Source organism: Bacillus sp. FJAT-44742, from assembly GCF_002797315.1.
Classification (GTDB): Bacteria; Bacillota; Bacilli; order Bacillales; family Marinococcaceae; genus Thalassorhabdus; species Thalassorhabdus alkalitolerans.
The window spans coordinates 2,999-23,576 of sequence record NZ_KZ454936.1 but is presented as its reverse complement, the minus strand read 5'-3'; the positions used below and the strand labels follow the sequence as shown (position 1 = coordinate 23,576).

General features: G+C 42.0%; 19 protein-coding genes, 1 tRNA gene, 2 rRNA genes and 1 pseudogene. 4 read left to right on the top strand and 19 right to left on the bottom strand.

The window, feature by feature from the left end; translation table 11 throughout:
• Positions 1–301: 301 nt before the first annotated feature.
• Positions 302–1,468 carry an N-acetylglucosamine-6-phosphate deacetylase gene (gene nagA, locus CEF17_RS00120; RefSeq protein WP_100397769.1) on the bottom strand — a complete coding sequence of 389 codons (1,167 nt, stop codon included), beginning with the start codon at positions 1,466–1,468 and terminating at the stop codon, positions 302–304.
• A 140-nt stretch (positions 1,469–1,608) separates the two neighbouring features.
• On the opposite strand from nagA, the gene CEF17_RS00115 reads away from it, so the two are divergent.
• Together CEF17_RS00115 and CEF17_RS00110 are read left to right on the top strand one after the other, a co-directional pair.
• Entirely contained in the window at positions 1,609–2,331 is a 723-nt protein-coding gene (locus tag CEF17_RS00115; protein ID WP_054635910.1) for a CPBP family intramembrane glutamic endopeptidase, read from the top strand.
• Positions 2,328–2,519 (top strand): YdiK family protein, encoded by a 192-nt coding sequence (locus tag CEF17_RS00110; RefSeq protein WP_054635909.1) that lies wholly within the window; start codon positions 2,328–2,330, stop codon positions 2,517–2,519. Before CEF17_RS00115 ends, CEF17_RS00110 begins: the two co-directional genes overlap by 4 nt.
• Positions 2,520–2,545: 26 nt before the next feature.
• Here CEF17_RS00110 and CEF17_RS00105 read toward each other — a convergent pair whose 3' ends face one another.
• The 4 genes from CEF17_RS00105 to CEF17_RS00090 form a co-directional block, all read right to left on the bottom strand.
• Complete coding sequence (locus CEF17_RS00105) at positions 2,546–3,982, bottom strand: MDR family MFS transporter (RefSeq protein ID WP_100397768.1); 1,437 nt, start codon at positions 3,980–3,982, stop codon at positions 2,546–2,548.
• A gap of 144 nt (positions 3,983–4,126) precedes the next feature.
• Positions 4,127–4,903: a twin-arginine translocase subunit TatC gene (tatC, locus tag CEF17_RS00100; protein WP_100397767.1), complete on the bottom strand. Its 777-nt coding sequence runs from the start codon at positions 4,901–4,903 to the stop codon at positions 4,127–4,129.
• A gap of 19 nt (positions 4,904–4,922) precedes the next feature.
• Positions 4,923–5,111 carry a twin-arginine translocase TatA/TatE family subunit gene (locus CEF17_RS00095; protein ID WP_054635907.1) on the bottom strand — a complete coding sequence of 63 codons (189 nt, stop codon included), beginning with the start codon at positions 5,109–5,111 and terminating at the stop codon, positions 4,923–4,925.
• Between the two features lie 15 nt (positions 5,112–5,126).
• Positions 5,127–5,783, bottom strand: coding sequence for a redox-sensing transcriptional repressor Rex (locus tag CEF17_RS00090; RefSeq protein WP_100397766.1), 657 nt, complete (start codon positions 5,781–5,783; stop codon positions 5,127–5,129).
• A gap of 295 nt (positions 5,784–6,078) precedes the next feature.
• Between CEF17_RS00090 and CEF17_RS00085 the strand changes: the two genes are divergently transcribed.
• Positions 6,079–8,025, top strand: coding sequence for an ABC-F family ATP-binding cassette domain-containing protein (locus tag CEF17_RS00085; protein ID WP_100397765.1), 1,947 nt, complete (start codon positions 6,079–6,081; stop codon positions 8,023–8,025).
• 31 nt (positions 8,026–8,056) lie between these two features.
• Here CEF17_RS00085 and CEF17_RS00080 read toward each other — a convergent pair whose 3' ends face one another.
• The 8 genes from CEF17_RS00080 to rrf (CEF17_RS00045) all read right to left on the bottom strand — a co-directional run bounded on the left by CEF17_RS00080 (position 8,057) and on the right by rrf (CEF17_RS00045) (position 14,657).
• Positions 8,057–10,018: an alkaline phosphatase family protein gene (locus CEF17_RS00080; protein ID WP_157842878.1), complete on the bottom strand. Its 1,962-nt coding sequence runs from the start codon at positions 10,016–10,018 to the stop codon at positions 8,057–8,059.
• 421 nt (positions 10,019–10,439) lie between these two features.
• Entirely contained in the window at positions 10,440–11,468 is a 1,029-nt protein-coding gene (tsaD, locus tag CEF17_RS00075; RefSeq protein ID WP_100397763.1) for a tRNA (adenosine(37)-N6)-threonylcarbamoyltransferase complex transferase subunit TsaD, read from the bottom strand.
• Positions 11,443–11,916 carry a ribosomal protein S18-alanine N-acetyltransferase gene (rimI, locus tag CEF17_RS00070; protein ID WP_100397762.1) on the bottom strand — a complete coding sequence of 158 codons (474 nt, stop codon included), beginning with the start codon at positions 11,914–11,916 and terminating at the stop codon, positions 11,443–11,445. The genes tsaD and rimI overlap by 26 nt, the downstream gene beginning before the upstream one ends.
• Positions 11,909–12,616 (bottom strand): tRNA (adenosine(37)-N6)-threonylcarbamoyltransferase complex dimerization subunit type 1 TsaB, encoded by a 708-nt coding sequence (tsaB, locus tag CEF17_RS00065; protein WP_100397761.1) that lies wholly within the window; start codon positions 12,614–12,616, stop codon positions 11,909–11,911. Before tsaB ends, rimI begins: the two co-directional genes overlap by 8 nt.
• Entirely contained in the window at positions 12,613–13,077 is a 465-nt protein-coding gene (tsaE, locus tag CEF17_RS00060; RefSeq protein ID WP_100397760.1) for a tRNA (adenosine(37)-N6)-threonylcarbamoyltransferase complex ATPase subunit type 1 TsaE, read from the bottom strand. The genes tsaB and tsaE overlap by 4 nt, the downstream gene beginning before the upstream one ends.
• A 24-nt stretch (positions 13,078–13,101) precedes the next feature.
• Positions 13,102–14,196 carry a thiamine-phosphate kinase gene (gene thiL / locus CEF17_RS00055; RefSeq protein ID WP_232725368.1) on the bottom strand — a complete coding sequence of 365 codons (1,095 nt, stop codon included), beginning with the start codon at positions 14,194–14,196 and terminating at the stop codon, positions 13,102–13,104.
• A gap of 247 nt (positions 14,197–14,443) precedes the next feature.
• Positions 14,444–14,520: transfer RNA gene (locus CEF17_RS00050), tRNA-Met, on the bottom strand.
• Positions 14,521–14,540: 20 nt separating this feature from the next.
• Positions 14,541–14,657, bottom strand: a 5S ribosomal RNA gene (gene rrf / locus CEF17_RS00045).
• Positions 14,658–14,827: 170 nt separating this feature from the next.
• On the opposite strand from rrf (CEF17_RS00045), the gene CEF17_RS19765 reads away from it, so the two are divergent.
• On the top strand, positions 14,828–14,980 hold the full coding sequence (locus CEF17_RS19765) for a hypothetical protein (protein ID WP_157049793.1): 153 nt from the start codon (positions 14,828–14,830) through the stop codon (positions 14,978–14,980).
• A 14-nt stretch (positions 14,981–14,994) separates the two neighbouring features.
• On the opposite strand, the gene CEF17_RS00040 is transcribed toward CEF17_RS19765, so the two are convergent.
• The 6 genes and pseudogenes from CEF17_RS00040 to rrf (CEF17_RS00015) form a co-directional block, all read right to left on the bottom strand.
• The gene (locus tag CEF17_RS00040; protein ID WP_100397758.1) at positions 14,995–16,137 is read right to left on the bottom strand and encodes a trans-sulfuration enzyme family protein; all 1,143 of its coding nucleotides are present in this window, start codon (positions 16,135–16,137) and stop codon (positions 14,995–14,997) included.
• 41 nt (positions 16,138–16,178) lie between these two features.
• The gene (locus CEF17_RS00035; RefSeq protein ID WP_100397757.1) at positions 16,179–17,135 is read right to left on the bottom strand and encodes a 5-oxoprolinase subunit C family protein; all 957 of its coding nucleotides are present in this window, start codon (positions 17,133–17,135) and stop codon (positions 16,179–16,181) included.
• On the bottom strand, positions 17,132–17,902 hold the full coding sequence (locus tag CEF17_RS00030) for a LamB/YcsF family protein (protein WP_054635901.1): 771 nt from the start codon (positions 17,900–17,902) through the stop codon (positions 17,132–17,134). Before CEF17_RS00030 ends, CEF17_RS00035 begins: the two co-directional genes overlap by 4 nt.
• On the bottom strand, positions 17,874–18,635 hold the full coding sequence (pxpB, locus tag CEF17_RS00025) for a 5-oxoprolinase subunit PxpB (RefSeq protein WP_232725367.1): 762 nt from the start codon (positions 18,633–18,635) through the stop codon (positions 17,874–17,876). Before pxpB ends, CEF17_RS00030 begins: the two co-directional genes overlap by 29 nt.
• A gap of 127 nt (positions 18,636–18,762) precedes the next feature.
• Positions 18,763–19,983, bottom strand: a pseudogene (locus CEF17_RS00020) (ISL3 family transposase).
• A gap of 269 nt (positions 19,984–20,252) precedes the next feature.
• Positions 20,253–20,369: ribosomal RNA gene (rrf, locus tag CEF17_RS00015) — 5S ribosomal RNA — on the bottom strand.
• Between the last annotated feature and the right edge of the window lie 209 nt (positions 20,370–20,578).

Below are 20,578 nucleotides of genomic sequence, written 5' to 3'. Positions count from 1 at the left end.
TAAACACCCTCCTTTAATATTTGTTGCATGAAGGCTGGAAGCCATCACGCATCACTAACATTTTTAATTATTAGCACTCTGGTTTGTCGAGTGCTAATTCCAATTATAATAATAATCACTTGTAAGTTTTTTTGCAAGTACTGAAACTAATTTTTTCACAAATTTCCCTTAAACGTATTATTCATGGTAAAAAAACACACCCCTATATTATTCCTCAAATACATACCATTAAACCTTTAAATGTACTCAAAAATCTTTAGACATTTTCCTCGTCTCCATGACACGGTCAGTTATAAGGTGCTCATTTCTCAAATGCTTTTCTCCCTTTTACGTAGGTTGCTTCTACTTCAAACTCATCATTTAAAACGGTAAAATCAGCATCTTTTCCTTCTTTTATACTGCCTTTGTAACTGTCTGCACCTGCCTGCTTAGCAGGGTTGAGTGATGCCATTTGAATGGCTTCCTCTATGCTGCATCCGCTGAATTCAATCATATTCCGTATTGCTTCATTCATGGGAAGGATACTACCAGCCAGTGTCCCGTCCTCCAGTCTTGCTTCCTTTTCCACGTATACATCTTGCCCGCCTAGCTCATAAATTCCCTTATTCATCCCTTTTGCACGGATGGCATCAGTAATTAAAATAAGCTCATCAGCTTTTTTGACCTGGTAAATAAGTCGAAGCATATAAGGATCAATATGGACACCGTCAGCAATAATTTCAGCGAAAACGCTGGGCTCCAACAGCACAGCACCGGCAGCCCCGATATCTCTGTGATGGATCCCTCTCATTCCATTAAACAAATGGGTCGCATGGCTGATCCCTTTCCCAAAAGAACGTAACGCTTCTTCCCCAGTTGCATTGGAATGGCCGATAGATGCAATCACTCCATTCTTATATAAGTGTTTTGTAAGCTCATCTCTCTTCTCTTCCTCAGGTGCTAATGTGACAATGCTGATCTTTCCGCCAGCTGCCTCTTGGAACTCTTCAAATATTTCTATACTTGGGACAACAATTTTCTGAATAGGCTGAGCTCCTGCTTTTTTCCGAGAAATAAAGGGCCCCTCTAAATGAACGCCCAGCAGCTCTGCTCCGGCAGCTGTTTCAGAGGAAAGATTTATTTGTTGTAATGCTGAGATGACCTTTTCCTTTCTCTGGGTCATGGTGGCCGCAAGAAATGAAGTAGTTCCTTCTGCAGGCAAGTATTCCTGGATCGTTCGTATGGCCTCCTCCGTCCCGTCCATGAAATCAGAGCCGGCTGCACCGTGAACATGAATATCAATAAAACCAGGAACCACTTTTACCGGCTTCTGAAAATGGAGAAGCTCTATGTTGTCCTTAGTAGAGAGATACTCCCTATTCCTTACTATTTCACTAATTCTTCCGTCTCTTACTGTTAAAAGCGGATTCTCAATCTTCTCTTCTTCTGCATATAAAACAGCATTTTGAAATAAGATGTTCTTGTCCATGTTTTTTCTCCCCTCTATTTAGCCATTGCTGATGATTTAGTGACGAACGGGCCGTTTTACTCCTTTTATAAGAGCCATTATGATACAATATTCACTGTATTCATCGAGAAACATCATTTGTATGAAGGGATGACACAAATTTGAATAAACGCTACTGGTGGATTGTTATTACTTATATCCTCATTCATTTGTCAGGTATTATTGGTATCCCTCTTTTAATGGGATTAGGGTTTACAGATATAAACCAAATGGTCGCATGGTGGACGATCATCAGCTTTGTCATCGGGTTACTCATTATTTTATTGCTTCTTCTGCCAGAAAGAGGCTCCTCACCACACCCTAATATGAGAGTAACAAGTAAAGGACATGCGACAAAATGGGCTATCATTGGTGTGTTTCTCGCCTTTATCGCTCAATATATAGCCATTTTAATTGAAACATACGCTTTGGGAATTGACCCGGGTTCAGAAAACACGCAAGAAATTCTTGAGATCGTTCGGATGATGCCTTTCTTTGCCATTATTGTTGCTTTGATTGGTCCGATCCTTGAAGAAATTGTTTTTCGAAAAGTCATTTTTGGGGCACTCTATAAGCGAATGAATTTCTTTTTCTCTGCTTTAATAAGCGCGCTTATTTTCGCTGTTGTACATCTGGACTTTGAACACCTTCTTGTTTATATGGCTGTTGGGTTTGTATTTTCTTACCTTTATGTAAAAACAGGGAGGATTATCGTTCCTATCTTAGCCCACGTCGCAATGAATGCTTATGCGGTGCTGATGCAGGTAGTGCTTGGAGACAGGCTTGAAGATATGCAAAGGCAGTTAGAGCAGATGCAAGGATTTATTGGAGGCTTATTTTTATGAGATTTTCCCCAAGATTTATGGGAACCATGTATATAGTGATTGGCATTATGTTTATCGTGTTAGCTGTGCAAAATGTCCGGGAAAATTCCTGGAATGTGTGGACATGGTTTTTTGCCGCTATTGCGGCTGTAGATATATTAGTGGGACTTCGTTTCTTCGGATTAAAACGTGCCGATAGCAAGGAATGATACAAAAAGCATAGCTCTGTACAGAGCTATGCTTTTTTTCTTTCTTCTTCTTTTTCTATTTCCATTTCTGCTTCTCTTGACTTCTTCCCAAGCATAAAAGCTGCCGGCACCGTCAAAAGAGTAAGAATGCCAATAATCAAAAACCCTTCATTAATCGCCTGCAGGCTTGCTTCTTCAATGGAAAAGCCATTTTCAGCAAAAAGCTGGGATCTCCTCACTTCAAAATAAATGGAGACAAAGACAATTCCGAGGGCATTGCTCATTTGTCTGAATACATTGTTCATCGCCGATCCCCTTGAAACAACCTTTTCCGGGATAGCATTCATTCCGGCTGTAGTCGCAGGAATGCTGGAAAAACCCATTCCAACCCCTCTTACAGCCATCCAAAAGAAAATCCAGAACAAAGCTGTTTCCATAGACATAAATGAAAGAGCAATCGTGCCGCCACCAAGAATGAGGACTCCGGAAGTAACAATCCCCGTCGCTCCCCTGCGATCAAGTATTCTTCCCCCAATACTCATGAAGATTCCACTCAGCAGAGCTGCCGGTAAAAAGACTAAACCAGTGATGATCGCACTTAAACCATATACCTGCTGGATCAGTAAAGGAATTAAAAATATTCCTGCAAACAGACCAACGCTTGTAACCCCTGTTACCCAGATGCTGAGGGAATATGCTTTAATACGCAAAATAGACAGGTCAAGCAATGGAAATTCCGCCCTTTTCTCCACCCTGACGAAAAAATAAATAGAAACCAGGCCCAGGAGAATCAAGGTCACGTTTAACGGATCCTGCAAATGTTCAAGAGAAGAGGTGTTTCCTAACGCAAACAAAATAGCTCCCACACCGAGAGTAACAAAAAGAAATCCCCAGCGGTCAAAGCGAATACCAGGATTAGTCGGAACTTCTTTTAAGTACATAGTTGCTACCACTAAGGCAAGCAAACCAAAGGGAACGTTGACTAAAAAGAGAAAATGCCAGGTTGCCATTTCAACAATTACTCCACCCAGAGTAGGACCTATCGTTGGCGCCATCATTGCAGCTACGCCCCATACTCCTGTAGCCATTCCTCTCTCTTTACGAGGAAATGCCTCAAAGATTAAAGCCATGGACAAGGGCATCATAATTCCGCCGGCAATACCTTGAATAGCACGAAAGAAAATAAGAACCTCCAGGGTCCACGAAAAGCTGCCCAGCAAAGAACCTAGAACAAATAACGAAAGCCCCATTAGATATACTTTTTTCTTCCCGAATTTATCTCCTAAATAGCCAGTAACCGGCATGGTCATTCCCATAGAAACCATAAAGATCGTAATGATCCACCCTGCAGCTACTGCATCTACTTCAAATACTTCCATGAAAAGAGGAATGGCAGGATTCAGCATGCTGTTATTTAAAATCATCGTAAACGTTCCAAACAGCAAGGATACAACAACCATCCATTTTCCAGATAATCTGTTCATAACTATTCCACCGCTTCGCTTCCCTAAATATCAATATTACTATACCACAGTTTCCACCATGTAAGCCTCGAACTTTCTCTCATCCACCATAACCCTGGCAGGTACACTCAATAAAAAAACCACACTCTATACGAGTGTGGTTTCTTATTTTGCTTGTCTTTCTTCATCCTCTTTTGCCCACTGCTCCATTTTTTCCTGTTCTGCTTTCAAGACTTTCTTATAAGAAATTCTGGAAATAATAATGCTTATTTCATAAAGCAAAAACAGCGGCAGTGTCACCATGACGTGTGACAGCAGCTCCGGTGGAGTAATAAAGCCTGCAATGACCAACAGGACAAAGTAAGCAATTTTCCTTATCTTTCTTAGGTAAGCTGGAGTAACAATCCCAAGCCTTGTTAAAAACATGACCACGACTGGCAGCTGAAACAAAAAACCAAATGGGATCGTCAGCTTAAACAAGAAAGTGAAATATTCATTGATCCCATATTGCTCAGTAATATTCAACGTAGTAGCCAGCCTGCTTACAAAATCTATGACAAAAGGAAACAAAATAAAGTAAGCAAATGCAAGTCCGCCAAAAAACAATAAGGTTGAAATCGGTATATAAGAAAGTGTGGCTTTACGCTCTTTTTCTAATAAACCTGGACTGACAAACGCCCATAATTGGTATAAGAGAAATGGAAATATTAGGATGAGTCCTGTTAAGAATGCAAAGTTTACGTAAACCATAATCGGATCCGTCAGCTTAAAAGCATTCATTGGAAAATCTTGGGCCTGAGGGGTGCTCTGCAAATACCCGATTAACACCGGAGCTAGAACAAATCCTCCAATCATCGCCACGAGTAGCAAAACCACAATCATGATCACACGTTTGCGAAGCTCTCCAATGTGATCATAAATGGACATATCGTTCTGTGACATTACTTTCCCATCCTATCTATTACTTTTCCTGATTAGCTTCTTCCTTCTTCTTGCTGTTATCATCATCGTCAACTAACCCTTTTGTAGCGCTCTTAAATTCTCTTAATGTATTACCTGCCGCTCTTCCAAGCTCAGGCAGCTTTTTCGGACCAAAAATCAACAATGCTACTAATACGATTAATGCAATACTTCCCGGACCCAATGGCATAGGGGTCACCTCCGCTTATAGTTGTTCCTCTTTTTCTTCAAGAGGATAGTTTTTTAAAAAATAAATCAAGGACTGTAGTTCTACCGACAAATCAATATGATGAACCCTTATGTGCGGCGGCACAGTTAACCTTGCAGGAGTAAAATTCATGATACCTTTGATGCCCGCTTCCACAATTCTATCGGCTGTTTTTTGAGCGACAGCCACCGGCACAGTTAGAATAGCAACTGTGGCATCCAGCTCCTGAATGGAAGCGATATCTTTCATATCGTCAATTTTCACTCCACTGATTTCATGTCCTATAATATCATCATTTACATCAAATGCGCGAATAATTTTCGTGCTGTCATTCTTAGAAAAGTTGTATCTTAATAGTGCAGTGCCTAAATTTCCCACGCCAATCAAAACGACATTCGTCTGCTCGTCCTGTTCGAGTGTTTTTCGAAAAAATGATAAAAGATAGCTTACATTATAGCCATACCCTTTTTTCCCGAGAGCGCCAAAGTAAGAAAAATCCCTGCGAATCGTAGCAGAATCAACCTTCACTGCCTCACTTAATTCTGTAGATGATACACGCTGCTTTCCTGAAGTATGGAGGTTCTCCAAAAACCGGTAATATAAAGGCAGGCGCTTTGCTGTTGCTTGCGGTATTTTATGTTGATCTATGTTCATAGCAGCCTCCAACGTATCTTTCATTCTTACGAGAGTAAGTAACTCTTGCACCGCCGCTACTTATAAACTGCTAGGCTGGGTTGGACCTGCCGTTCACCTCCCTTATTGTACAACATTTCATTCTTGAATGTAATGGGAACAGAACTCCCAGGCGACATAATTCACGAATATGTAAAAAAGATTGAGCCAGCTCAGGGCCTTTGAATGTATCTCTCTCTTTTTGCAGGGACCTAAATAAGATACACTAAAGAGAAGTGAAACATGATTGCCAATTCTATAGCAAGGATGAAGAGACATGATATTGTTGCAATGCGTGAACCTTACCAAATCGTTTGGAGCGGAAACGCTCCTTGATAACATAAAGCTTGAAGTAAAATCAGGCGAAAGAGTTGCTCTCGTTGGAAGAAACGGAGCCGGAAAGTCGACCCTTTTAAAAATTATCTCAGGACAGACTTCTTATGACACTGGGGAGATTATTACCCCAAAAGGAATTAGAATGGGCTATCTTGCCCAACATACAGGCCTTGAATCACATCGGTCTATCTGGGATGAAATGCTCTCCATTTATACGGAGGTCATTCAAATGGAGAAACAAATCCGCCGCCTGGAAGAAAAGATGGCCAACCCGGCTGTGTACGAAAACAATGCCCAGTATGAAAAGATACTAAAAGAATACGACGAACTCCAGGTAGAGTTCAAAGAAAGAGGCGGGTACCAATACGAAGCCGACATCCGCAGCATTTTGTCAGGTTTAAATTTTGCCTCCTTTGACTACAGCACCCCGATTTCAAGCTTAAGCGGCGGGCAAAAGACCCGCTTAGCATTGGGCAAACTCCTTCTTTCCAAGCCAGAGCTTCTTATTCTTGACGAGCCCACAAACCACCTGGATATCGAAACCCTGACGTGGCTCGAACAATACTTAACCGGCTACAAAGGGGCGATTTTGATTGTCTCCCATGACCGCTACTTTTTGGACAAAATCGTTCATAAGGTATATGAGGTAGCATGGAAGGAAGTCACACTTTTTCAAGGAAATTATAGCTTTTACCTTGATGAAAAAGCAAAACGCTATGAGCTTGAACAAAAGGCTTTTGAAAAAAACCAGGAGGAAAGAGCCCGCTTAGTGGATTTTGTCCAGCGTAATCTTGCCAGAGCCTCCACCTCCAAAAGAGCACAAAGCAAGCGAAAACAGCTTGAAAAAATGGAAAGCCTCAGCCGCCCGCCGGGAGATGAGAAATCAGCCAAATTTTCCTTTGATATCGACAGGCAAAGCGGGAATGAAGTAGTAAAGGTAAATAATTTAACTGTATCCTATGAAGACTGCAAGCCTCTTTTCACTAACCTGAATCTGCAATTAAACCGCAAGGAAAGCGTTGCCCTCATTGGTCCTAACGGTGTGGGAAAAACTACTTTATTAAAAGCAATTATCGATAAAATCAAACCTTCAGATGGTACGATTTCTTTTGGGAGCAAAGTTACAGTCGGCTATTACGACCAGGAGCAGACCCAGCTTACTTCGAATAAAACCGTCTTACAGGAATTATGGGATGAATACCCGTTAACAAATGAAAAAGACATCCGCACTGTTTTGGGTAATTTTTTATTTAGCGGAGATGATGTGCTTAAGCACGTCTCTGAACTAAGCGGCGGTGAGAAAGCTCGTCTTGCCCTTGCAAAGCTGATGATGAAAAAGGCTAACTTTCTTATTTTTGATGAGCCTACAAACCATTTAGACTTAGATAGCAAGGAAGTGTTAGAATCCGCGCTTCTTGACTACCCGGGTACTCTTTTATTTGTGTCTCACGACCGCTACTTCCTGAATCGGATGTCTACGCGAATAGTTGAAATGACAAGCGAAGGGTTAAAAGACTATCTCGGTGATTACGATTACTACCTGATGAAAAAAGAAGAAGAGCGCCAGCGAGAGGAACTGCGCAGTCAAAGAGAAGCATCTTCCTCTTCTCAAGAGGAGCAGAATGGTTCGGATAAAGAATCTTATTTTCTTGATAAAGAAGTAAAGAAACGAGCTAGAAAACGAAAAAGAGACATTGAAACAATCGAAAAAGAAATTGAGGACTTGGAGCAGGAAATTGAAGAGATGGAGAATAAGCTCCTTGACCCTGAAATCTATGAAAGTCATCAAAAAGCACAGGAACTTCAGGAAAAAATAGATACATCCCGACTGAAAGCCGAAGAACTTATGGAAAAATGGGAAGAACTTCAGCTGGAAGAGGACCAATAAAACACTTAATCAAAAAGAAGCGCAGAAGGATCTACGCTTCTTTTTGCAGTTTCCAAATTAATGCTCCGCATATGAGAAAAAACATAGAGGTGGCTGCGGCTGTAACACCAGAATCATTTAACAGCAAAAGAAATATAGAACCAGCAGCTCCCCCTTTAATGACCACTTTGTCTCTGTCATCCCAAAGCTTGAATTTCCCTTTGATTAAGAGCAGCGCGGCTACAACATAACTCGTGACAAACAATGTGGTCCAATTTGAATAACGAAGTATTTTTATATTCATCTCTGCTTTTCTTATCATGATCTCCAGTATATAAGAAAAGTTTCCTGCTTCAAGCTGTTTAAAAGCATCTCCTATGTGAGTGACAGGACCTGCAAGCTGCATAACCTTTAAAAAAGAAAGAGCACCGATCAGCGCTCCTCCTGTCAGGGCCAGCTTCTTTAGCTTTCCTGCTGAAGGAAATAACAGCTGAAAGAAAAGATAGCTAAACATTAATCCAGCTGATAATGTGGCACCTGCGTTTGAGCCAAGAAAGGAAGCTCCCAGGAAAAACAGTGTCAGAATTGCCAGGAAACCTCCTGACTTCCAAAGCTTTTTACGCAGACAATAATGAATGATAAACAAGGCAGAGATGACGTAAAAACCAGCATATTCATTGCCAATTCCGTAATACCTTGCCCCTATTAACGGATCATAACCAAGATAAGATCGTTGCATGAGAGGCGAACCAAGCAGCAAATCAAACGAAACCATGATAAAGAGCAATAAAGATGACAGCCAGACTCCCTTCTCAGACCTCACAGCTAAAAGAAGACCCGTTAAGAAAGAAAGCAGGAATATAAGGCCCACATACCAATAGAAAGAAATGGACTTAAGAAGGACAGGGGTAACTAAAAACCAAAAGGGTGAACTCATTCCTCCAAGTAAAACCCCTGGCAGCAAATACCTTGCTTTAGATGAATCCTCTCTTTTTTTCCACACGTAAAGAAACGAACTAAACAAAAGAAAAGCCAGCAGAATTATATAGGATAAGAGGACTTCAGGCCTTGTTGAATAAATAACAGCCAGCCAGTCAAAATGAGCAAACATGGCTTCCCGGCCATCCTCTTCCCCTTCTATTTTCTTCCTTGTCAAAGGACTGCCTGTAAGCTCTCCTGGAACTTCAATTTGAAAATAAGATAGAATAGTCGGCACAATATCTACATTGGAAGAGATAAAAGCCTGCCTTGTTGTATGAGAATACAATGGCAAGCCATGCTGCTGGCCCTTTTCCCACAAAGCTACCGGTGCTATCCGGTACCCTTTATCATTTAATTCCTTAGGCACGGTAACACCTAGCACCATAAAATTTTGCTCGTTATTCCTTAAGGCAACAAGAAAGGTTTGCAGCTCTTTTCTAAGCTGCTGTTGATAACTTCTTTGCCAGGAGGGATCCATGTTTTCTTTATCCTTATGGAAACGGTAGAATTCTCCCCATTCTATTACGCTAAATGACTTTTCGTTTTCTTGGCGTGCCTTCTCCAGCCACTCGGTTAAAGCCTCACGATCAACCTTCCAGCCTCCAGGAGCGTGAGGGACCTTTACCATTCCTTCATTAAGCTGGCCCCTTGCCTCACCTTTTTCATTCATTGTAAATAAAGAACCATATCTTACTTTTTCCTCTTCATAGTCACTCGTCCCCGCTACATTTGTCTTTATTCCGTTCTCTTCTAAGAGACCTCCTAACAAACCAGGTTTAGAACCAAATGATTCAAGGGTATTCTTGTCAGAAAGACTGTGGATAAGTGGATGAATAATAGGGGAAACAGGGTCAGTCCCTTGAAGCTTTCTATATTGTCCTTCTGCCGAAAGGCTTCCTGTGGATAAAACCTTTTCCCCTCGATTATATGCATTCCACTCAGCCACACCTGTTCCTCTGGATCCAGTACTTAATGTGACAGCTTCATTTATGTATGAAGAAGGTCCGGCTGCTTTTACATTTATACCTGTCATTGAAACTTCGTCCCAAAAACTTTCATTATCAGCTGAAAGAAACTCTATGTCTTCAAGAGACAGTTCCGGAACAACTACGAGAGTGAGATGGTCCCCTGAGATACTTTTGGCAGAAATTGTTGTCGATATAAGGCAGGTGCTCAACCATAGGCACAGAACACTTATGTGGACAAATTTAACTCTCATATTTACAAACAACCTTATCTTTGTTAATTTTCTAACATATCCACACTATCCACACACTTATCAACAACAGTATACCCACATAGCAAGGGTTTTTTTCATTTATACACAAACTTCTCCACTTATCCACAGTTTAATCCGTGCACATCCAAAAGTCCCGTATATAAAGTTATTCACCGATTTATCCACACTATCCACATTTGTTTTTTCAACAGCTTTTGACAAAAAATGACCCTCCCTATGATAAGGGAAGGCCAGGCTCTCCATTCAAATCCAGTGTTGCAAACTTGTTGTTTCTCCATCCTGTATTCGCAGCTGCACCAATCATGGCTGCATTGTCAGTGCATAGCTTTAAAGATGGAATCCTTAACTCTGCCTCACTGTTTTCTAATGCTTTTTCCAATGAATCTCTTAACCCTTTATTAGCAGCCACGCCGCCAGCTACAACAAGCTGCTTTACATTATACTCTTCTGCAGCTCGTTTCGCTTTTGTAACAAGAACTTCCACGACACTGGCCTGAAAACTAGCGGCCAGGTCCTCAGGCCTTACCTCTTCCCCCCGTTGTGATGCGTTATGAAGAACGTTAATCACTGCTGACTTTAACCCGCTGAAACTAAAGTCATATGACCCTGTTTCCAGCCATGCACGGGGCAGGTCAATATTGGCTTCCCCTTTTGATGCAAGCTTGTCTATTTCCGGTCCCCCTGGGTATGGCAGTTTCAAAGTGCGAGCGACCTTATCATATGCCTCTCCCACTGCATCATCCCGAGTTTCTCCAATCACTTCAAAATGCCCGTCTTCTTTCATGTATATAAGTTCTGTGTGCCCTCCCGAAACCACAAGAGAGATAAGCGGAAACTCCAGAGGTTTCTCAAGCTGGTTTGCATAAATATGACCGGCTATGTGATGTACCGGGATTAAAGGCAGACCATGAGCAAAAGCAATCGCTTTTGCAGCATTAACCCCAATGAGCAATGCGCCAACCAACCCTGGTCCTGAAGTCACAGCCAAGGCATCCAAATCACTAAATGTGAGATTGGCTTCACTCAAGGCTTCCTCCACTATAAATGTAATTTGTTCCACATGATGTCTTGATGCAATCTCCGGGACCACTCCTCCAAAGCGCTTATGGCTCTCGATCTGAGAAGACACTACGTTTGAAAGCACCTCTTTGCCTCCCTTAATCACAGCAGCAGCCGTTTCGTCACAGCTGGTTTCAATGGCCAGTATGATTGGAGCATCATTTTTCGCTAATTGATTGTTCATGTAAATTCACCCACATCACTAAAGCATCCTCGAGATTGTCCGTATAATAATTTTTACGGATGCCTCCCGGCTGAAAACCATATTTTTTATATAAAGACTGAGCAACATGGTTTGTTACTCTTACTTCAAGACTCATACGCAGCGCTCCATAGGTCTTTGCCATTTCTAACGCATTAGCTAAGAGGAGTTCCCCGATACTCTTTCCTCTATGGTTGGAATGGACTGCAATATTTGTGATATGAGCATCATCCATTACCACCCAGACACCACAATAACCAACAATCTCATCTTCATTTTCTGCTACAAGATAATGAGCAAATTGATTAGATGTCAGCTCACTTTCAAATGCAGCCCTGCTCCACGGAAGAGTAAATGAATCCTGTTCCACCTCCAGGACCCCATCTATATCCTCTACCGTCATAAACCGCACGGATACCTTCTCACCCATTCGACTTTCCTTTCTGATCAGCAAGCCACTTCTTCTCAGCTTCCGCAAGCTGAATATACTCAGGGACAAATTCATGAACAGATTGACCCGGCTCAGCTTTTTCACCCAACGCTAACAGTTCACCAGGACGGACGGAATTTTCCTGCATGGTACCAAACAGAGCTTTATCCCCAAGAGTGTACTCAATTAATTCACGATGCTTTTCTATATCCTGACTTAAAAACAATACGTCCTTTTCTATCTTTTTGAGTCCCTGCAGCCAATCCTCCATTAAAGTAATCCGGTCTTTTTCCACCATTCTGCACTCTCCATGGCTGCCCTGGTAAAGCCCGGTGTATACCTGTTCCCGGCGAGCATCAATAAATGGGCAGACCACTCCTTGAAAATGCTTCCCATTTTGAGCCAGTATTTTCAAGCTTGATACCCCTACGACCGGGATATGTAAAGCCCAAGCCATCGACTTGGCAGTGGTCACTCCTATACGAACCCCCGTATAGGAACCAGGTCCTTTTGCTACAGCAATTCGGTCCAGTTCGTTTGTCTTTATGGAGGCTTCTTTTAAAAGATAATCTATAGCTGGCATCAGCCTGATAGAATGATTCTTCTTAAGATTCGTTATTACCTCTCCTTTGATTTCTCCCTCAGCAGAAACCCCTACCCCCAAGGTATATGTTGTTGTATCTATAGACAGGATCTTCATTTCCCCTGCAGCTCCTTGCTTAGTTGAATATATCTCTCCCCATAAGGAGTAAAAGTAAACGTCCTTTGTGTATCGCTGTCTCTTCTTATTATAATATCCAGAAAGTGATCAGGGAGCTGTTCTTTAATAATTTCTGCCCATTCAACTACCGTTAGGCCCTCACCTTCAAAATATTCCTCAAAGCCCAAGTCTTCTCCCCCTTGTTCTTCTAAACGATATACGTCCATATGATACAAGGGGAGCCTGCCCTTATACTCCTTAATTATGGTAAAAGTCGGACTGTTTACCACCTTTTTCACTTCCAGCCCTTCAGCAATTCCTTTTGTAAAGTGTGTTTTTCCCGCTCCTAAATCTCCTGACAGGGTAATGAGATCACTTGGCTGTGCAGCACGGCCCAGGCGTTCCCCTAATGAAATGGTTTCCTCAGGCGATCTAGTAATAAACGTAAAGCTTTCAGCCATTACCCTCACCAACTTCCCTTACCTTTATGATTTAAAATGATTGTAGCCTTTTTTATTAAGACGAACCAGTCCGTTCTTCTCTTTTTTAAGCCACACTTCCCCACGGCCTTCTTTCACGGTCCCAATCTTATATAAAGAGAGGCCTTCTTTTTTCATCGCTTCCGATAGCAGCTCCCAATCGTTTTCCCTAACCGTTCCTACAAGCTCAAAATCTTCACCGCCAAACAGCATCCATTCAAGCCGCTTGGCCGTATCTACACTCTGCAGTTCCTGGGCAATAGGGAGACTGCTTTCATCCAGCTCTATGGAAACATTACTCGCTTCAGCAATTTCATGAGCTTCGCTGCCAATTCCATCACTTATGTCATTCAATGCTCCCCTAGTATTCAAAGAATTGATCACCCTTGCTTCTTCCACTTTAGGCCGCGGACGTTGGTGAGCAATCGTCAGCCGTTTTTCTCTTGCTGTAAAGTGCGCGTTTCTTGACCTCTTGAGCAAAAGAGCAAGTCCGGCCGCGGACTTCCCAAGAGAACCTGTGACAAACACTATATCTCCAGGCAGAGCATTTTTTCTTAATAGGCGTTTTCCAGCTTCCACACGGCCGGTAACCGTGACAGAGATCACCAGTTTATCGGTAGTGGAGACCGTATCACCGCCAATTAAGTCCATTTTGTACCCCTCTGCCAAGGATGACATCCCTTTATAAAGCTCTTCCATTTCTTCCTCCGACCAGTCCGAAGGAATAGCAACAGAGACTAAATAAAAGACCGGCCACCCTCCCATCGCAGCTACATCACTGATATTTACGGCCAGTGCCTTGTGCCCTATATCAAACGGAGAGAGAGTAGTCTTCTTGAAATGCACATCCTCTACCAGAGTATCAACACATATAATTTCATCATAAGACGCATCGGTTTTATAAACAGAAGCATCATCGCCGATACCTTCAAGCAAATGGCTTTGATAATGTGATTTTGGCTTAATTTTGTTTATCCAATCAAATTCATCATGAATCATAAGGTCACACTCACTATTTCTTAAGGTTAGATGTCCGCATAACAATCCTAATCTCATTCTTTCCAATATTAGAAGTGTCAACGATAATATTGTTGAATTCATCCATTTTCTTTCTACAGTGTAACGTATTCTTTTGGAAAATTCACTTCTCGATAGCCGTCTGCACAAAAAAAGCAAAACAATACTTTGATTGCTTTGCCGGCTTTGGAATATATGTACCTCATTTTGAAACCAATTAAAAAAAGCCTCTTTCAGCTTATTAATAAATGATTATTTGGTTGTACTCTGACGAGTACTACTGATGTTTTTTACTCAGATGTTGATTCGACGTAGGAGCAAAAACTTATTTTGGTTGCGGGGGGAGGATTTGAACCTCCGACCTCCGGGTTATGAGCCCGACGAGCTACCAGACTGCTCTACCCCGCGATATTATAAAATTAGATAAGGCCTGGCAACGTCCTACTTTCACAGGGAGTTGCCCCCCAATTATCATCGGCGCTGAAGAGCTTAACTTCCGTGTTCGGCATGGGAACGGGTGTGACCTCTTCGCTGTCGCCACCAGACCTTTTATGACGTTCTCAACGTCACGTATATAAATATACCACGGTTCTTAATGCAATGCAAGCACTTATTTATATTTTCATTACAAGTTTGTTTTTTTGCAAAAAGTTACTTGTTTTGATATTATATTAATAAGAATATTTAGAATATTATTATAAAGGAGGGTTTTATCATGGATCTTATCCAATGTGTAAAAGCTGCGATCGGAGCTAACATGGCGTTACTTGCGACCTTTCTTTTCCTGCCTATATTAATATTCAGTGACAATATTTCTGTCTACCAAAATTTTCAGGACTGGATGAATACAAAAGACAGCCGTTTTTAGACGGCTGTCTGTTTTTATTTTTTAGCAGCTTGTAAGGCTCTGTTAAATGCTTCAATAATATCCTTGGACTCTTCTATTCCAACCGAAATTCGTACAATTCCTGCTGTGATACCTAACGACTTTCTTATTTCCTCTGGCACTGTCCGATGTGAGGTTCCAAGTGGATAGGACACAGTTGTTTCCACGCCAGCTAATGTAGGAACAATTTTCACCCAATCTAATGAGGAAAAGAAGGTATGCAAATCAATGTACTCTTCCAGCTCAATACTAACCATTGCCCCGTTCCCTCTTTCAGAGACTGCTTCCGGATAGTAAACTTTCTTAATATCCTCTTGCTCCCTAAACCAGACAGCAAGCTCATTAGCATTGGCGCATTGTCTCTCCATTCTTACACTTAAAGTTTTTAACCCTCTACAGGCAAGCCAAGCTTCAAAGGGGCTCAAACTTCCCCCTAAGTTAATTATCTTTTTCTTTGCTTTTGCTATCAGCTCTTCATTGCCCACTACCACTCCAGCCGTTACATCACTATGACCGCCTATGTATTTTGTAGCACTATGTACCACTATGTCTGCGCCCTGTTTGTATGGCTGTATTAAATAAGGTGTAGCAAACGTGTTATCAATCATTACGGTTAAATTATGAGTTTTACCGAGCGAGACCAGCTCTTGCAAATTTTCGGCTCTAAGCAGGGGGTTGGCAATGGACTCAGAGTAAAGAAGAACAGTATTATCTTTAATCTTCTCTTCAACATTCTTAATACTTGTAAAATCGATAACTGAAATTTCATATCCAAATTCTTTTAATTCCTGTTCAAATAATTGGTACGTCCCTCCGTATAAGTCTTCTGGCACTATAATATGCTCACCCGGATTTGCAGCTGCCATAACGCCTGCAAGAATTGCAGACATCCCTGAAGAACTGGCTGCGCCTGCGGGAGCTCCTTCTAATTGAGCAACGCCTGCACCTAAGTCATCAGGGTTGGGATTGCTGTAACGAGTATAAAGATATTCCTTCTCTCCGCTAAAATAGCTTTCCATGTCTTCTAAGCTCTCAAATGTGAAAGCTGAAGTTTGGTAAATAGGCTTTGTTTTACTTACGTTCTTCTCCCCATCCCCCTTTTGAAAATGTACAGTTTGTGTATTAAAATGCTTAGTCATAACGTTCTCTCCATTCGCCTATGTTTGGTCGTTCTTTTTCATCATGATTCCGAGTTGAGAAATTCAATTTGTGTAAGAGTTTTTTCTTGTTTTTTCATCAAAGAATGGGCAGTCTCTACGCTCACTTTTTCAAATGAGATTTTTTTACCAGGGAGAAGCTGCGCTAATCGAGGAAGGTCCGTGCTTATTACATTGGCAATACGGGTGTATCCGCCTGTAGTCTGTCTGTCAGCCATTAAAATCATAGGCTGTCCGTTCTTAGGCACCTGAATGGTACCGTATGCTACGGCATCCGATAAGATATCAGCTTTGTCTAGATGCTTTATCGGTGTCCCTTCAAGTCTCATACCCATACGGTCGGCTTCCTGAGTGACAATATACTCAGTGTTATAAAAAGCATGAAGTCCATCCTTGGTAAAGTCTTCTTCCTCTGGACCTGGAACGACTCTCAGAGGGGAAAGGTCATCATAGTCAGGAATAAAAGAGTAATGAAGTCCTTTGCCCGGCTTTTCGGTTCTATCCTCCACGTTTTTATAGATCGTATCTCCCTTTACTGCAGACCTTCCTTCAATACCTCCCATTCTTGCTTTCATATAAGTTGACTGACTTCCAAGTGTTTTCTCGCCTGCTATGCCACCCGAAATACATAGATAAGCTCTTACTCCCTTTTTCGCTCCATGAAATATCAGCTCATCTCCTTCTTTTATAGAAAAAGATATCCACCGGGAAACCGGCTGGCCATTTAATTGAGGTTGAAGGTCAGCACCTGTAATGACTGCCACAGCATCACTTTGGGCAAGTAAATGCGGGCCAGCCATGGTTATTTCCAGTGCAGCATCTCCGCGGTTGTTACCAACTAATAAGTTTCCTGCTTGATAAGAAAATTGATCCATCGCCCCAGAAGCCACTACACCAAACTGCTGATAACCCGTTCTCCCTTTATCCTGTATAGTTGTTTGCATTCCTGGCTTTTTCACAAGGAATAGAGGTTTACTCATTTCCATTCACCTATTGGCTGGACAGTAATATTGTTCTCTGAAAAAACCTTTCTGACATGTTTAACAAATTCCAAAGCTTCCGGCTTATCTCCATGAACGCAGATTGTGTCAGCGTCTAAGTCAATAACCGTACCATCTAATGCTTCCGTCTGCTTTTTTGTAATCATTTTAATCACTCGTTCGACTGCCTCTTCAGTGCTATGGATTAATGCCTCAGGATTGCTTCTTGGAGTTAATGTCCCATCAGGCAAGTACGTACGATCAGCAAACACCTCATTTGCGCATCTGAGTCCCAATCGCTTTCCTGCCGTAATTAATTCTCCCCCCGCTAAACCAAATAGTATAAGTGATGGATTTACATCGTACACTGCTTCTGCAATCGCCTCTGCCGTTTTTGTATCCACCGATGCAATGTTAAACAAGGCTCCATGAGGCTTCACGTGCTGAAGAGAAACCTGGTGAACTCGGCAGAAAGCCTCTATAGCTCCAATCTGGTAAGTCACAAGACGATGGACCTCACCAGGTGTCATCTCCATCTTTCTTCGTCCAAATCCCGCAAGATCAGGAAATCCGGGGTGCGCTCCTATACCTGCTCCTTTCTCTTTAGCTAATTTAACCGTCTTGTCCATAACGTTATAATCTCCTGCATGGTATCCACAGGCCACATTTGCTGAGCTTACAAACTCCAGAACCTGTTCATCTTGCCCTATGGTGTAAGCACCAAAGCTCTCTCCTAAATCACTGTTTAAATCCACTTGATAATTCATGTGTCCCCTCCATGACCCTTGTGGTTAACTGGTATACTCTTCTATCGACCTCTATTTTTATTTTTTCATATTCCTCATTTTCTACCGGAACAAAGCGAATATAATTACCACTTTCCACTAAAAAAGGGTGCTCTCTATGTTGATCAAATAATTTTATTGGTGTTCTGCCAATAATGTTCCATCCTCCAGGACTCTCTAATGAATAAATACCAGTTTGCTCTCCTGCTATTCCAACGGATCCCTCTGCTACTTTTCCCCTTGGCTTACTTAAACGAGGAGCAGCTATTTTTTCAGACATCCCCCCTAAGTAGGGAAAACCAGGTGTAAAGCCAATCATGTAAATAAGATAACTTTCACTTGAGTGAATACTGACTACTTCCTCAGGAGATAAGTTGTTTATTTCTGCTACCCTTTTTAAATCAGGGCCACTTTCTCCTCCGTAATAAGTAGGGATATCATAAATAACAGGAGGAGGCAGTTTTACTTTCTGCAAATGAGCAGACAGCTCATATAACCATTCTGCTGCTTTTTCATAGCTTATTAAAAAAGGATCGTAAAAGAAGGTTATCGCTGTGTAACTTGGTACCCATTCATTAATTCCAACCATTTTTGTTTCTTTTAATAAGTATAAGTAGGCTCTAATAAGACTGTTTGTTTCTTTGGATATTGTCTTACCTACTTCCATTCTTATTGCACTGTCCCCTAACGGAAGCATTCTAACTTGGTGTGACACCTCGTTTTCCTCCTTTCTGAACTCTGATTTTCCCTGCCTTCTCTTTCTGTTAATTATATTGTACCAATAACATGTTAAATAGGTTCTAAGTCAAATGTTGGGGTGGGAGCTTTTTGCTCCTGCCCCTTTATCCTACTTGAATGGTCTTTCCTTTTACCTGATGATGTAATAGGACTCTCATACGCAGACGGTCGTAACGCTTAAAACCAAACGCATTTCGTTTGATTACCTTGGTTTGGTTGTTTAATCCTTCGATTGGCCCGTTGGTATACCCAAACGTAAAACTGTTTAGGATTTCCGTTTGCCAATTTTGGAGGGTTTGAACCACCTTTATAAATTCTTTCATGCCAGACGCCTTTACCTCACGGTAAAAAGCATAGAGTCCTTCTTTTATGATCCTCCCATTGGAAGAACCAACAGCTTTCGCTTGATCAAACCAGCCCCGAGACATTTCTTTCAGCCGGTAGGCGCTCCGTAACTCCTCGGATAAACCCAAGTATCTCTCCAAATACCAGTGCTGCTTCTCGCTCAGAGCTTCGTACCGTTTGTTAAACACGTGTTTCATTCGTTTACATTTCTTTCGATCATACTCATGAAAGTCTTTCTGCACTCTTCTTCTCACACGATCCAAAGCCCAAAAGACATACCGGCGAAAGTGAAAACGGTCCGCGATGATCACAGGGTTTCCTAAGGCTTTCTGTACGGCAGATTTGAAGGGATAACTCATATCCATCACCACCATTTCCACCTTGTTTCCTTTTTGGCGTAAATACTATTTCACCGTCTCCACCTTACGGTCAGGAAGAATATCCAAAGGTTCAGCGGTCTTCCCATTGGCAATGATGACCTGAAACTTCCCTTGATCGGTATCTCCTTTATATTCATCGATCGCAATGACTTCAGGAAGTTCTGTGACTTCTCGAAACATGGGAGAAGAAATGGCATCAAATCGCCTCATGGCAGTAGAAGCAGACGTTCGAAACTGTTGCGCTGTATCCTTGAAGTTTTTCCCCTGAATGATGCGCAGCCCAAACGCTTGATTCCATTCCACGCTGTGACGCTGATATCGTTGGACAAAGCGAGTGGACTCGGCAAACCGTTTCCCGCAGGAACAGGCGTAACGACGCTTTCGATAAAATACATACGTGTTTCTCTCAAACATCTTCAAGTGCTGTACTTTTTGAGTGCGGTAAGCATGAACACGTTTCGTCCGCGTTCCACGATCGGGGCAGCGTTGGGCTTTTCGTTCCATCTCTACGTGGAGATGGAACGAATCCCCTATCGTTTCTGTTTTCTTTATGACCATTTCTTCAAACCCGGGCATATTCATGATAAAATGCATGTACACGCAACTCCTATCCTTATTCTTGTTTCTCGACAATTCAAGTGTAAAGGATATCGGAGCTTGCGTGTTTTTTAATAGCTAATTTTTCTAAAACCCCAACAAATAGTGTAGAGCCGTTAAATAGAGGTGCTCTCTTTTTATTCTTTTAGACTTGGTAAAAGATTCAAACAAAAGAAAAGGTAGTTCATTTTACTATTTTAGCTAAGGTATGACTCTAAATAAGATAATTTAATACAAAAAAAGCACCCGTCTTGTGGGTGCTTTCATGATTGGCCTGGCAGCGTCCTACTTTCACAGGGAGTTGCCCCCCAATTATCATCGGCGCTGAAGAGCTTAACTTCCGTGTTCGGCATGGGAACGGGTGTGACCTCTTCGCTATCGCCACCAGACATAGAGAACATCGTTCTCTCAAAACTGAATAACAGAGAAGAAATAGAGTATATCACCGAGGCGCCCACCTATTTGTGTTAGGATAAGCCCTCGACCGATTAGTATCTGTCAGCTTCACGTGTCGCCACGCGTCCACCTCAGACCTATCAACCTTGTCATCTTCAAGGGGTCTTACTAGCTTGGCGCTATGGGAAATCTCATCTTGAGG